We start from the raw sequence: 14,041 nt of genomic DNA, 5'->3' as shown, positions 1-14,041 counted from the left end.
CGACGCCTTGCCAAGCGGTGGATTTTCTGCGCTACGCCCGGTATCCTGTCCCCTTTGCCCGGCAAAGGGTCTTCGTTCCCTTTAACGCCCCTTGCCGGGCCGGATTTCCAAAAAGATATGTACCTTCGAGCAAAGTTGCCGCTCCTGTCGCTGGCTCTCTTCCTGGCCATAAACGTGCAGGCCGCGCCGCCGGAGAGGCAGGGATACCAGGCGCTTGCCACGCCGCGCCCGCCGGCGGACGAAACCAAGATCGAAGTCGTGGAGTTTTTCTGGTATGGGTGCCCGCATTGCTACAGCCTTGAACCGCATCTGGAGAAATGGCGGTCCCGAAAGCCCGCGGATGTGGTATTCAAGCGCGTCCCCGCCATCCTCAGCAAACGCTGGCTACATCACGCGATAGCGTACTATCTGGCCGTGGAGCTCGGCATCGAAGAAAAGATTCATTCTCCTCTCTTTCGCAGGATACACGAGAAGAAAAAACAGACGAACAGCAAAAGTTCGTTACAGGCATTCTTCGCTGCGCAGGGCGTCGCCGAGGAGGATTTTGAACGGCTATACGAATCGCAAGCGGTGCAATCCAGGATCAAGGAGTCCCTGTTGCTGACCAGCCGCTTCCAGATCGAAGGCGTGCCCGTGCTCGTGGTCAACGGCAGGTACCTGACTTCCGGCCGCCTGGCAGGTTCCGACGACGGCATGATTCGGGTCGTCAATCGCTTAATCGAGAAAGAACGGCGGAGGATGGGGAACGGCAACTAACGGGGCGGGGGGGATCATGCGCGACTTAGAGTGCGCGCCCTAGAGGATTCGAACCCCTGACCTTCGGCTCCGGAGGCCGACGCTCTATCCAGCTGAGCTAAGGGCGCCGTGACGGCCTTTAAGAATACACCCGCCCGGCAAGAGTGTACACGATGCGCATCGGACACAAACGAACATGCGGAAAATGAGGCCCCGAGCATGAGCAAGGAAAGAGACCGGATTTTTTTTCAGAATTTCGCGATCGTAGTTGCCCTGCTGGCATGTATGATGATCGCTTTCCTGGCGGTTGCCAGGGCGCTGGGACAGCGGGTAGATCACCCCGCCTTGAGCCAGGCCGCGGTCATGGAGCGCACGGCGCCCGTGGGCAGGGTAGCCATAGCCGGCGAAGAGCCTCCTGCCAGCCCGGCGCCGGAGGCGATGGCCGTCGTAGCGGCCGCACCGGAGGCTCCTGGAGATGCCCAGGAGGCGGCCACAGGCGGCTCCGTCGGCATGAACATTTACAACCGGCTTTGCTTATCCTGCCATGGAACCGGTATCCCGGGGAGCCCTCAGTTGGGCGACCGGGAGGCCTGGGCTTCGCGAATGGCGCGGGGCATCGAGGTCCTCTACAAGAATGCGATCAACGGATACCAGGGGGAGGGCAGTATCATGCCGATGCCCGCCCGGGGCGGCGATGCGACACTCTCCGACGAGGAAGTGAAGGCCGCCGTGGACTACATCGTGGAGAACAGCCAATAGCAAGCGGCCGGGTCGCAGCCACTAAAAAGATTCCTCCTACAGACCCTCCCCGGCAATCTCGTCCCATTCCCGCAGCCCTTCCCGAAACCGGGAATAGGCCTCGTACACCTCTTTGAACTCCGCGTCGCGCCCGGCCTCTTCGTCCAGCGTCGCCTGCGTCAGCTTTCTCAGCTCTGCCAGCACGGAGGGCGGGAAGGCCAGGATTTGCACTCTCTGGTGCTCTTTTATCTCCTGCAGGGCCTGCCGATTGCGCGTCTCCATCTGGGCGTAGAGCCAGTTGCCCGCCGCCGTAGCGGCTACGGCTACAATCTTCTGCAAGTCTTTCGGCAGCCGCTCCCAGGCCGCGGTCCCCACCAGCAGCTCGAATTCGGTCCCCGGTTCATGCCATCCGGGGTAATAGTAATATTTGGCCGCGCGGTGGAGCCCCAGGCGCATATCGTGGAAAGGCCCCACCCACTCCGCGGCGTCAATCACGCCGCGCTCCAGGGCCGTATATAACTCTCCCGCGGCAATCAACACCGGGGCGCCGCCCGCACTTTTCAGGACTCTGCCGCCCAGTCCCGGGATGCGCATTCGCAGCCCTCTCAAGTCGTCAATCGAATCAATGCGCCGCTTGAACCATCCTCCCATTTGCAGGCCCGTATTCCCCATGGGGAAAGGCACGATTCCAAACCGAGCATACAGGCGCCGCCAAATCTCCAGACCGCCGCCGCCATATAGCCATGCCCGCATATCGTCCGCGCTCATGCCGAAGGGCACCGTAGAGAAAAATTGCGCCGCCGGCACTTTTCCGGCCCAGTAATAGGAGGCGCCATGCCCCATCTCCACCACCCCCTGGGAAACGGCATCGAACACTTCCAGGGCGGGGACCAACTCGCCGCCGGCGAAGACCTGAATCTGCAGCCGCCCGTCGCTCATGACCGCTACATCTTCGGCGAACTTTTCCGCCCCCTCTTGAAATATCGGGAAACCGGCCGGCCAGGTCGTTACCATCCTCCAGCGAAAGCTTTGGCGGGACTGCCCATCTTCTGCCCCGGTCTCCGGGCCGCCACCGCCTTCGCAGGCGCTCAGCAAAAGCCCCAGCAGCGGCAACAAAAACCGCATACGAGGCAGGATACGGGACAGGGAAAACCGGGGTATCGAAGCGAATTCCATGCGAATCGCCCCCTTTCCCGCCCCGCAATCTATTGTCTTCGCGCCGCTGTTCATCGTGCCGCCCAGGATCAAATGACGCTCATCGGCGCCACTTCGGCAATCAACCACTTGTTGCCGCCAGCCTCGAATCTTACCTGGACCCGGGTTTGAAAACCTTGCCGGTCCATAGCCAGGACCACACCCTCTCCAAAGCTGGCGTGGAGTACCCGCTGGCCGAGCTCCAAACGGCTTTCCTCCGGCAGCGGGCCGCGCCGGTCCTGTTCCGCGGGTGCGGAAACGGCCTCCGCCACGGGGATCTCGCTTAAAAAGCGCGAGGCGCGGCTGTCGCGCACCTTGCCGTGCAGGCGCCGCCGCTCGGCCCTGACCAAGGTAAGAGAACGCCGCGCCCGGGTCATGCCGACATAACACAAGCGCCTTTCCTCTTCGATTTGTTCCGCGCTTTCCAGACACAGATGGTGCGGGAATAATCCCTCCTCCATCCCTACCAGAAATACCTTGTCGAACTCCAGACCCTTGGCGGCGTGCAGGGTCATCAGGCGCACGTGGTCCTGGACGGAGTCGGCTGTCCGTTCTTCGCCCGAATCCAGAGTAGTGTGGCTCAAAAAGCCGATAACAGGCGACATTTCAGGCATCTGCTCCTTGTGCGTTTCCTCGAATGCTGCAGCCGCCGCGGCCAATTCCTCCAGGTTTTCCAACCGAAACGAGTCCTTCTCGTCCTTGCGGTAATGATCGATCAAGCCGCTGACCCGGGTCGTCGTCTCTACGGCCTCGGCCAGGGGAAGCGCATCAATCCGCGCCGCCAGCGCGCCGATCAATTGCAGGAATTTCTCCAGGGCGCCCAGGGCTCTGCGCGACATGGCGCCTTCCTCCACGACATGCGCCGTCGCCTGCCATAACGAACACCTCCGACGACCCGCGACAGCCTTCAAGGTCTCCAGGGTCTGCAAGCCAATTCCTCGCGGAGGAAAATTGACCACCCGCTCGAAGGACGCATTTTCCCCCGGCGATACCGCCAGTTGCAAATAGGCGAGGGCATGTTTGATCTCCTGTCGTTCGTAGAAACGGAGCCCCCCGTAGATACGGTAGGGGATTTCGGTACGGAGCAGCGCCTCCTCCAGGGCGCGAGACTGGGCGCTTACCCGGTACAGCACGGCCACGCCGGCATAATCGCGGCCGCACCCTTTCCATCTCAGGATTTCCTCCGCAACGTAGCGAGATTCGTCCCATTCGTTGTAGGCAGAGTATAAAACGACTTGTTCCCCGTCTCCCCTGTCCGTCCATAATTGCTTGTGGCCCACGCGGCTCTCGTTGTAGGCGATCAACTGGTTGGCCGCCTTCAGGATATGCCCCGTGGAACGATAATTCCTCTCCAGCCGCAACAGGCCGCCGTCAGGAAAATCCTTGCGGAACCGATATACATGTTCCGGCCTCGCCCCCCTCCAACTGTATATGGACTGGTCGTCGTCCCCCACCGCAAAGAGCCGGCCCCGGTCGCCCACCAGCAACTGGAGCCATGCATATTGCAGCGCGTTGGTATCCTGAAATTCATCAACGAAAACATGCGGGAACCGCTCCCGGTACCGGGACAAGATATCGGCCTTGCCGCGGAACAATTCGAAGGCGCGCAAGAGCAGTTCGGCAAAGTCCACCCGTGCCTCGCGCTCGCAGATACCGTGATATTCTTCGTATATTCGCACCAATTCTTCGGGCGCGGTACGCGATTGCCGCAAATGCCGGGGCCGCAGACCCTCTTCCTTGCGGGCATTGATAAACGCCTGCGCGCGCCGGGGCACCCATACCTCTTCATCCAGGCGCAGTTGGAGGATAACGCGCCGCACGATATGGAGCTGTTCTTCGCTGTCGCAAATCCGAAAATCCCCGGCCAATCCGGCATCTTGCGCATGAATTCGCAGCAGGCGATGCGCAATCCCGTGGAACGTGGAGATCCACATGTCGTCATGCGTCCCTCCCAGCAGGTCGTTGAACCGCTGAAGCATCTCGCGGGCCGCTTTGTTGGTGAAGGTAACCGCCAGGATGCAGTGCGGACGGGCTTTGCCGGTGACGATGCTCCACGCCATCCTGTGCACCAGAACACGGGTCTTGCCGCAACCGGCCCCGGCGAGAACCAGCCAGTTTCTCTGCGCGGCCGTGGCCGCAGCGTGCTGTTCCCGATTGAGCGGGGCCAGAATATTCCGCAAATCCATGCCGGGATTGTATCTCCGTGCCCATGAAATGCTAGAGACAGGGCAATCCTCGTCAGGTAGAATAGGGAGCATGGTTCGGGCTATCGCCGCCACCGACCGGTCTCCAGAAACCACCAGACTGCTGGAACGGATCGATCTCTCCCTCAAAGAAGCCCTGGCGGCGGGGGCAAGCAGCGCAGAGGCCATTTGCAGCAGCGGTAACGGCCTGTCGGTGAACGTGCGCATGGCGGAAGTGGAGTCTATTGAGCATCAGCAGGACATGCAGCTTAACCTTAAGGTCTATGACGGCAACCGTGCCGGTTCTGTCTCCACCTCGAATCTCAGTATCGAAGGAGCGAAGGAGGCGGTACGGGCGGCCTGCCGCATCGCCCGCTGCACGGAGGAGGACGAATGCGAAGGACTTGCCGATCCCGATCTTATGCCCAGGGAGAATCCAGATCTGGAGTTGGATCATCCCTGGCAGGTATCTCCCGAAGAGGCCATAAACCTGGCTTGCGAGGCGGAATCGGCGGCCCTGGCGAAAGACAAGCGGATCTGCAAAACCGATATCGCCTCGATACACAGCTACCGGGGCACCCTGGCTTACGGGAATACGCACGGTTTTCTGGATTGCTGGCGCGGCACGCGGCACAGCATTGAATGCACGGTGATCGCCGAGGACAAAGCCGGCATGCAGCGGGAAGGATGGTACGATGCGGCGCGCGACCGGGGCCGTCTGCTCTCTCCCCGGGCGATCGGAGAAAAAGCGGCCGAGCGCGTCCTGGGGCGGCTTTCTCCGCGGTCTCTCAGCAACCGCAGGGCGCCTGTGATCTTTGAAGCCCCCGTAGCGGCCAGCCTGTTCGGCGCCCTCGTCCGGGCTTTGTCGGGGGAAAATCTCTACCGCCGCACCTCTTTCCTGGCCGCCGCGCTGGGACAAGAAATTTTTCCTCCAGCCGTGCGAATCCGGGAAGAACCCTTGATAAAACAAGCGCTGGGAAGCGCTCCTTTCGACGATGAAGGCGTGGCCACCCAGCCGCGGGCAATCGTGCAGGACGGCGTACTGAAAAGCTATTTTCTAGGCTCGTATTCCGCGCGCAAACTGGGCATGCGCAGCACCGGCAACGCGGGAGGCGTTCACAACCTGCTCGTGTCGGCGGCAAATGCGCCCCACGATCTGCCCGCCCTGCTGAAGACGATGCACACGGGGCTCCTGGTGACGGACCTGCTGGGCTCCGGGACCAACCTGGTTACCGGCGACTACTCCCAGGGAGTGTCCGGTTTCTGGGTAGAACGCGGCGCGACGGCCTTCCCCGTCGAGGAAGTCACCATCGCGGGGAATCTGCGCGAAATATTTCGCGGGGTCCGCTTGATTTCCGGCGATACGGACAGGCGCGGCAACATCCAGACCGGGTCGGTGCTGATAGAAGGGTTCACCATTGCGGGCAAGTGAAATAACCGGGGAATTCGAGGCCCGCGTCAAGGAAGCGGAACAATGCGTCGCGCAGATCCTCTCTGCGTCGGAAGAAATCCTGTTGGGAAAAAAGAGGGCCCTGCAGATTGCCATTGCCTGCATGATCGCCCAGGGAAACCTGCTAATCGAGGACATCCCCGGCGTCGGCAAAACCATCCTGGCGCATTTGCTGGCCAGAGTTTTCGGGCTGAGTTTTCAGCGCATTCAATTCACCAGCGATCTGCTGCCGTCGGACATACTCGGCTTCTCCATATACAACCGCCAGACAGACAGCCTCAAGTTCCAGCCCGGGCCGATCTTCGCGCAACTGGTGCTTGCCGATGAGATCAACCGATCCACCCCCAAGACACAGAGCGCGCTGCTCGAGGCCATGGAGGAACGGCAAGTATCCATAGAGGGAAAGACCCGCGACCTGCCGCAACCTTTCTTTCTAATCGCGACCCAGAATCCGTTCTTCCAGATCGGAACCTTCCCGCTGCCCGAATCCCAGATCGATCGCTTTACCATGTCCATGCAGCTGGGATACCCCGACACAGCCGCGGAACGGGACCTGCTGCGCGGGCAGGATCGGAGACAATTGCTGCATGCCCTGAAGCCGATCGCGACGGTCGAGCGCCTGATATCCCTGCAAAAGCTGGCGCGCGACATCCACGTCAGCGACGCCCTGCTCGATTACCTGCAGCAAATCATCCTGCATACTCGCGAATCGCCCAACTATACTCACGGCCTCTCCCCAAGAGCCGGGGTCTCGATTCTGCAATGCGCTCAGGCCTGGGCACTGAGCAACCGCAGGACCATGGCCCTGCCTGAGGATATCCAGGCGATCCTGCCATACGTCGCAAGCCATCGGTTGCAGTACCGGGAGGGAGGGGGCAGCAAAGACAGCAAGGAGGAGGCCGTAAGGGCGCTGTTGGAAGCGGTCCCCATTCCCTGAAGATGCGCTACGGGAAGCATCCCCGGAAACCGTCAAACGCAGACGCCGCGGGAAACTCCGTCGGCAACCCATCGCCCGGGCAACGGACGCGATTGGGGCTGTGGAACATTTACGTCCTGCCGACCCGGGAGGGCTGTTTTTATTTCGGCATGTTGAGCATCATGCTCACCTGCGCCATCAACTACAGCAACAGCCTGATCTACGGCGCCACATTTCTCCTGGGCGGAGTGGCGGCGCTGTGTCCGTTGCATGCATACAAGAACCTGCGCGGCCTGGTAATCAGCATCACCGCCAATCCGCTGCCAGGATTTGCGGGCGACTCCATCTCCTTTCCGGTCCACCTGGAGAATCCGCGGGGCAGAGACCGCCATGCGATCCAGTTGCAGGTCGGCAGGCTGTCGCCCCCGCATCGCAAAGACCAGCCCCCGGCGCCGGTTCTCATAGCAATCCCCGCAGGCAGCAGGGTCTCCTCCGATTTGCCCGTCACCGCCGGGAAGAGAGGCTGGCTGGAGTTGGAACTCATCCGGATCGGCACCAGGTATCCGCTAGGCCTGTTCCGAGCCTGGGCGCGAATCCCAACACGCCAGCGTTGTCTGGTTTACCCCCGCCCCGAGGGACATCTGCCTCTGCCGCGGTCCAACCCGGTCGTGGGAGAAGAAAACCCCGGCAACGCCATCGGAGTCGAAGACCTGCGGGGATTCCGGCCGTACCAACCCGGGGATTCGCCGCGCAACATCGTATGGAAAACTTTGGAGGGGCAGGAGATCCTGGTCAAGCACTTTACCAAGGGCCAAAAAGAAAAAATCATATTGGACTGGCAGCATGTGGCATCCTTGCCCGGCAACGAGCCGAGATTGTCGCAACTATGCCTCTGGCTTCTGGATGCCGAGGCAAAAGACAGTCAGTACGGAATGAATCTGCCGGGCGCCGATATTCCTCCGGGACAGGGGAATGCCCATCACGGCCGCTGCCTTGCAGCCCTGGCTTTGTTCGGAGTTTGAGCGCATGACCGTCAACCGACCGGCCTTGTATTGCGTATGGTTGGGCACGCTCCTGGCGGCAAGCGGCCATGCTTTTCATACGCCGGCATGGGCGACCGCGCTCTTCTACGGTCTGGCCTGCATACATCTTCTCAGCACGTACCTTCCCTATATGAGGAAACGGACCAGGCTCCGCCGCTATACGGACAATGCGTTAATGCTCATGAGCTTGCTGGCGATATATGCAGGCTACGGCGATTTCGGCAAAAACTCGGGCACAGTCGCCCTGTCCGTGCTGTGCATATTCAAGCTGCGCCAGATATATGCTGTGCGCGACTTCTATATCGCCACCTTCATGGCCTATTTTCTGGGAGCCCTTCTGTTCCTGGATTTCGATTCGCCCCTGGCGGCCCTTTATACGCTCCTGAACCTCGTAATACTGACGGTAGGCCTGGCTCTGCTGCACTTCGGGGGGCCGCGCAAGGGGCTTTGGAAAAGCGTCAAGCTGTCCGTACAGCTTCTGGCACAGGCCACGCCGCTCATGGTGGCCGCCTTCATCCTTTTTCCGAGAATTCCCGGCCCCCTGTGGGGGCTGCCCGCGGACAGTTTCGCCAGCAAGATCGGCATCAGCGACCGAATGACACTGGGCAGCATCAGTCGCATTGCCCAATCCGCGGGAGAAATCGTTTTCCGTGCCGATTTCTACGACCGCCGCCCGGAAAACAGCAGCCTGTACTGGAGAGGCCCGGTGTTCTGGTACACGGACGGCAAGAACTGGACACCAGGAACATTCGGCACCAATAAGGAGCGCAGACTGCCGCAAATCACAGGAGAATCGCAGCCGATCCCCTATTCTATCACCCTGGAACCACACGGGAAGAATTGGATCTTTGCGCTGGATATTCCCACCAATGCCCCTTCGGGGACGCGGCTCAATGCCGATCTGCAACTCCTGTCCGCCACCCCGGTCAACAAGAGGCAATTTTTTCAGCTGTCCGCCTATCAAAACTACCGGATATCTTCGCCCCATCCCGTGAAACGCGACGCTCACCCCGGCCTGCAATTACCCGCGGGCAAACACCCCCGTACCGTCGCGCTGGCCAGGAGTTGGCGGGAGGAAAATCTAAGCGACAAGCAGATTATGCGAAAAGCCCTGAGCATGATGCACAACGAGGGATTCTTCTATACCCTGACGCCGAAAGCCATTCAAGGAGACCCCGTGGACGCATTCCTGTTCGATACCAGGGAGGGCTTCTGCGAACACTACGCCGCCGCCTTTACCGTCCTGATGCGGGCGGCAGGCATACCCGCCCGCATCGTCACCGGTTACCAGGGGGGAGATTTCAAGCCGATCGGAGGCTATTACGCAATACACTCGCAAAGTGCCCATGCCTGGGTGGAAGTATGGCTTGAAGGAAAAGGCTGGGACAGGGTGGACCCCACATCGGCCGTGGCCCCGGAAAGGATCCAAAGAGGAATGGAAGACTTTCTGGCCACCTTCAACCCTTCCCAGTCTCTCTTGTTTCAACTCCGGGGCGGTAATCTTGCCGTTCGCCTGTGGCAAAACATCCGGGACCTGGCGGATGCGATGATCAACAACTGGAATCACTGGATCCTTTTCTTCGGCGAAGATCAGCAGCGGTATCTGCTTAATAAAATCGGAATAGGAGAACTCAACGCGATAGAATCCCTGGGACTTCTCGTGCTCCTGTCGGCCACGCTGTTGCTGCTATTCCACCTGTGGGCGCTACGTCGAATCTCGGTGCGGCGCGACCCGGCAAAAGAGATCTACGATCTCTTTTGCCGGAAACTCGCCAAGAAGGGAGTCGAGATATTGCCGCACCAGGGCCCGCTCGACCTCTCCCAAATCGCGCAGAAACGCCTGCCGCCCTGCGCGCCGGAGATCGCAGCCATCACCGATGCGTACATACATTTACGCTACGGAACTGAAAATTCCAACACCGAATTACTAAAGCGAATGGTAAGGTCCTTTCCAGAACAAGCAACGGCATAACCCTGTCGCGGCGCCTCCCGCCGCGGCCAAGCCCCCTCTCAACCGGCCCTCTCAACCGGTGATAGCCATCCCCCCGGGCGCGCTCTCCCGGGAGCTGCCGAGGCTGCGGCGCAACAGCTCCGCGCGAGTGCCGATTTCCAGGATGCGCCCGCGTTCGAGAACCACGACCCGGTCCGCGACCTGGACCGTGGACATGCGGTGAGAAATAATAATGCAGGTGCGGTCACGGCCCACGGTATTGAGCGCTTGGCGCACACCCCGCTCCGCATCGGCGTCCAGCGCGGAAGTGGCCTCGTCGAAGATCAGGATGGTGGCCTTTCTCAATAGCGCCCGGGCAATGGCTATGCGCTGACGCTGTCCACCGGACAGCTGCATGCCATTTTCGCCGACGAGAGTATCCAGCCCGGCAGGCAGTTTCGATGCGAATTCCATGACGCCCGCCGCTTCGGCGGCGGCCAGCACGTCCTTCTCCGCAACGCCTCCGGAAACGCCGTAACTGATATTGAAGCCGATCGTCTCGTCGAACAAAACGATCTCCTGGCTAACGATGGCGATCTGGCTCCGGTAAGATTCCAGGGTATATTGCTCCACGTCCACGCCATCCAGAAGGATCTGGCCTTCGTTAGGGCGGTAAAACCGGGCAATCAAGTGAATCAGGGTGGACTTGCCGCTGCCGGACGGGCCAATAAAGGCGATTTTTTCCCCTGCCCGGATCTCCAGGCTGACATCGTACAGGGCGGGGAGGCGGTCCTCGGAGTAAGAAAAGCACACATCGCGGAACGCAAGACTGCCCTCTATGCCCTCCGCTTTTATCGTCCCCTTATCGCTCTCGGGCAGCTTGTCAATAATGGTAAAAACCCTCTCCGCTCCCACCGCCCCCTGTTGCAACGCCTGGCTGGCGCCGATCAGGCGCTTCAACGGGCCTGCCATCAGGGCGCAAGCGCTGAAAAAGGCGACAAAGTCGCCCACCGTGATCTTTCCCGCCAACAGCTGGCCCTCGACCATAATAATCATCAGGGCCATGGGAATCACCATTATCACCTGTACCAATGGAGCGCTGGCGGCGCCCAGGGCGATCGACTTCATGATATGGCGCTGATGTTCTTCCATTCTTATCCGAAACCTTTCGTTCTCTTTTTGCTTGATATCGTACAATTTGACCACGCGAATCCCGGAAAACGTTTCGCTCAGAAATTGAGTGATCCGCGCCATGGAGTCCTGCTCCTTGTGGCAAAGAGATTTGAACCAGCCGCGAAACTGGACGATCATCCGCCCCACAATCGGCAACATCAACAGCATGAGCATGGCCAACTGCCAATTATGATACAAAAGCCATCCTACCAACCCGAACACAACGAGAGCTTCCCGCACCAGCGTCATCATGACTTCCGTCATGGAGTTGCGAAGCAATTGGACTTCGTGGGAAAATTTCGAAATGATCCCTCCGCTCGGTTGGCGATCGAAATAGCTCATGGGAAGACTTACAAAGTGGCGAAACAACTGGCAACTGATATCTTTGACCATCCGCACTCCAATCCCGCGCATGGACCAGGCGCTGAAGAACGATGCGAAGCCTCCAACAATGGTCAGAAGAACCAGATACAAGGGGATCAACACCATCTGGTGCGAGTTTTTCTCGAGCAAGGCACTGTCGAAAAAGGGCTTCATTAAATAGGCGATCAGGGGGCGGGTAGCGGCGAAGCAAACCAAAGACAGCATCGCAAAGGCAAACAGCCACCGATAAGGCTTCAGATATTTCAGGACCCGCAAATGGAGTCTGGTTTCGGCGGCGATATTCCGAATGAAGAACATTCTTGACAAGGACTCTTTATAGCGCATCCAGAAACATGGGCCCCGAACCGTTCCGGCCCGGGACAATATGCGCCGGCCCACTTTACAAAAGCCGGCTGTTTCTTGCAAAATTACTCTTTAACGCAAGCTAAAGAAAATCGCATTTTTTGCCGCCGTTGTCAAAAGCACATCCCATCATCGCCGTAACCGGCTCGTCTGGCGCCGGCACTACCAATGCGCGCATCGCATTCGAGCAGATTTTCCGGCGGGAGAAGATCCGCCCCGCCCTTATCCAGGGGGACGGATTTCACCGTTATGACCGCGTCGCCATGGAGCGGGCCACCCTGAAGGCGGAGAAAAGCGGCGGACGGATCACTCATTTCGGCCCGGAGGGAAATCTTTTCGAAAATCTTGAAGCGACGTTCCGGGAGTATTCGGAGCACGGGACAGGCCGGCGCAGGTATTACATACACAATCAGCAGGAAGCCGCCCTCCACGGCCTCCCGTTGGGGGCGCTGACTCCCTGGGAGCCGCTGCCGAAGGAAACGGACCTCCTGTTCTACGAAGGGCTGCACGGCGGCCTGACAATCCCGCAAGCGGACATCGCCAAGCATGTAGATCTCCTAATCGGCGTAACTCCAATTATCAACCTGGAGTGGGCGCAAAAAATCCACCGCGACCGGGAAGTCAGAGGATATTCCGCTGAAAACGCGATCAACATGATCCTAAGCCGTATGCACGACTACGTGCACTACATCGTCCCGCAGTTTTCCCAAACGCACATCAACTTTCAGCGGGTGCCGACCGTGGATACATCGAATCCTTTTACCGCAATTGCAATCCCCACCAACGACGAAAGTTTTTCCGTCGTGCACATTCAGGACATGGAAAAACTGCAGCCGGATTTCAGATCGCTGCTGGAAATGCTTGACGGGTCTTTTATGTCCACGCCCGACACCATCGTGGTCCCGGCAGGTAAAAAGAGTCTCTGCATGCAGCTCATTCTTACCCCCGTCATCCGCAAAATGATGCAGGAAACCCGTCGCGCTTAAATCGAATCATATGCGCCGACCTCATATTTCGCCTTGACAAGCAGGAACTTAGCTAGCAAACTAGCACTCTAAGACATAGAGTGCCAAACCTTTTGGAGGGGTTTTTCGATGACTGACGTCGTATCTTATGCTGCGGCCCCCGGGGCGGCCCTGCCCATCCCGGCAGGCTCGCTGGATGCTTATATCCAGGGGGTCAATCGCATCCCCCTGCTCAGCCAGCAGGAGGAACAGGACCTCGCCCGCAACCTCCGTGACCGCAGCGACCTGCAGGCGGCCCGGCAACTCGTGCTCGCCCACCTGCGTTTTGTAGTAAAGGTCGCGCACGGCTATGTGGGTTACGGCTTGCCGCTGGCCGATCTGATCCAGGAGGGGAACATCGGCCTGATGAAGGCCGTCAAGCGTTTCGACCCGGACAAGGGCGTGCGCCTGGTCTCCTTTGCCGTGCATTGGATCCGGGCGGAAATCCATCACTTCGTACTGCGCAACTGGAGGATCGTCAAGGTTGCCACCACCAAGGCCCAGCGGAAACTGTTCTTTAAGCTGCGCTCGCAGTGCAAGGGGCTGGAAGGCCCTCTGACAAAGGCCCAGTCCTGCCAAATTGCCGATACGCTAGGGGTTTCCGCGTCCGATGTGCAGGAAATGGAACAGCGCCTGGGGGCCCGCGACCTCTCCATCGAGGGTGCCCGCCCGGATACCGGAAATCCCGCCGCCAGCTTGACGGACCCGCTGTCCCCGGACCCGGAAAAAAGCCTGGCAACGACCCAGGACCAGGAGCAGAACCGCACCTGCCTGCGCCGGGGCCTGGAGACGCTGGATGCGCGCAGTCTTGAGATCGTCCGCCGGCGCTGGATGTCGGAGGACAAGGCCACATTGCAGGAACTGGCGCGGCGCTTCGGGATCTCCGCCGAACGGGTGCGCCAGCTCGAGGCGCAAGCCCTCAAGCGCCTCCGTTCGCACTTCGCCGCCC

General features: G+C 59.8%; 11 protein-coding genes and 1 tRNA gene. 8 read left to right on the top strand and 4 right to left on the bottom strand.

Translation table 11 applies throughout. The features are described 5' to 3' along the window. The first annotated feature begins 117 nt into the window (after positions 1-117). Positions 118-756: a thiol:disulfide interchange protein DsbA/DsbL gene (locus tag OXU43_03895; GenBank protein ID MDD9824298.1), complete on the top strand. Its 639-nt coding sequence runs from the start codon at positions 118-120 to the stop codon at positions 754-756. A gap of 33 nt (positions 757-789) precedes the next feature. On the opposite strand, the gene OXU43_03890 is transcribed toward OXU43_03895, so the two are convergent. Beyond that, a tRNA-Arg gene (locus OXU43_03890) sits at positions 790-863 on the bottom strand. 91 nt (positions 864-954) lie between these two features. Between OXU43_03890 and OXU43_03885 the strand changes: the two genes are divergently transcribed. Beyond that, the gene (locus OXU43_03885; protein MDD9824297.1) at positions 955-1,494 is read left to right on the top strand and encodes a c-type cytochrome; all 540 of its coding nucleotides are present in this window, start codon (positions 955-957) and stop codon (positions 1,492-1,494) included. Between the two features lie 36 nt (positions 1,495-1,530). Here the strand turns inward: OXU43_03885 and OXU43_03880 are convergent, their stop codons facing one another. Continuing rightward, on the bottom strand, positions 1,531-2,757 hold the full coding sequence (locus OXU43_03880) for a TRAP transporter substrate-binding protein (protein MDD9824296.1): 1,227 nt from the start codon (positions 2,755-2,757) through the stop codon (positions 1,531-1,533). Further along, on the bottom strand, positions 2,718-4,853 hold the full coding sequence (locus tag OXU43_03875) for a UvrD-helicase domain-containing protein (protein MDD9824295.1): 2,136 nt from the start codon (positions 4,851-4,853) through the stop codon (positions 2,718-2,720). Before OXU43_03875 ends, OXU43_03880 begins: the two co-directional genes overlap by 40 nt. A 70-nt stretch (positions 4,854-4,923) precedes the next feature. Here OXU43_03875 and pmbA point away from each other — a divergent pair, with 70 nt between their 5' ends. The 4 genes from pmbA (at position 4,924) to OXU43_03855 (ending at position 10,231) form a co-directional block, all read left to right on the top strand. Next, positions 4,924-6,282 (top strand): metalloprotease PmbA, encoded by a 1,359-nt coding sequence (gene pmbA, locus OXU43_03870; GenBank protein MDD9824294.1) that lies wholly within the window; start codon positions 4,924-4,926, stop codon positions 6,280-6,282. Positions 6,283-6,337: 55 nt separating this feature from the next. Next, on the top strand, positions 6,338-7,237 hold the full coding sequence (locus OXU43_03865; protein MDD9824293.1) for a MoxR family ATPase: 900 nt from the start codon (positions 6,338-6,340) through the stop codon (positions 7,235-7,237). Positions 7,238-7,329: 92 nt separating this feature from the next. Further along, positions 7,330-8,238 (top strand): DUF58 domain-containing protein, encoded by a 909-nt coding sequence (locus OXU43_03860; protein ID MDD9824292.1) that lies wholly within the window; start codon positions 7,330-7,332, stop codon positions 8,236-8,238. Positions 8,239-8,242: 4 nt separating this feature from the next. Then, entirely contained in the window at positions 8,243-10,231 is a 1,989-nt protein-coding gene (locus tag OXU43_03855) for a DUF3488 and DUF4129 domain-containing transglutaminase family protein (GenBank protein MDD9824291.1), read from the top strand. Positions 10,232-10,282: 51 nt separating this feature from the next. Here OXU43_03855 and OXU43_03850 read toward each other — a convergent pair whose 3' ends face one another. Beyond that, positions 10,283-12,043, bottom strand: a complete 1,761-nt coding sequence (locus OXU43_03850; protein MDD9824290.1) for an ABC transporter transmembrane domain-containing protein — start codon at positions 12,041-12,043, stop codon at positions 10,283-10,285. A 155-nt stretch (positions 12,044-12,198) separates the two neighbouring features. Between OXU43_03850 and OXU43_03845 the strand changes: the two genes are divergently transcribed. Together OXU43_03845 and rpoH are read left to right on the top strand one after the other, a co-directional pair. Continuing rightward, a complete protein-coding gene (locus OXU43_03845; GenBank protein ID MDD9824289.1) occupies positions 12,199-13,074 on the top strand; it encodes a phosphoribulokinase in 876 nt (291 codons plus the stop codon). Positions 13,075-13,182: 108 nt separating this feature from the next. Next, positions 13,183-14,041: RNA polymerase sigma factor RpoH (gene rpoH, locus OXU43_03840; GenBank protein ID MDD9824288.1), on the top strand; the 859-nt coding region annotated here is incomplete at its 3' end.

The sequence above is a fragment of the Gammaproteobacteria bacterium genome (genome assembly GCA_028817255.1).
GTDB lineage: Bacteria > Pseudomonadota > Gammaproteobacteria > Porifericomitales > Porifericomitaceae > Porifericomes > Porifericomes azotivorans.
This window is presented reverse-complemented; position numbering and strand designations above follow the sequence as displayed.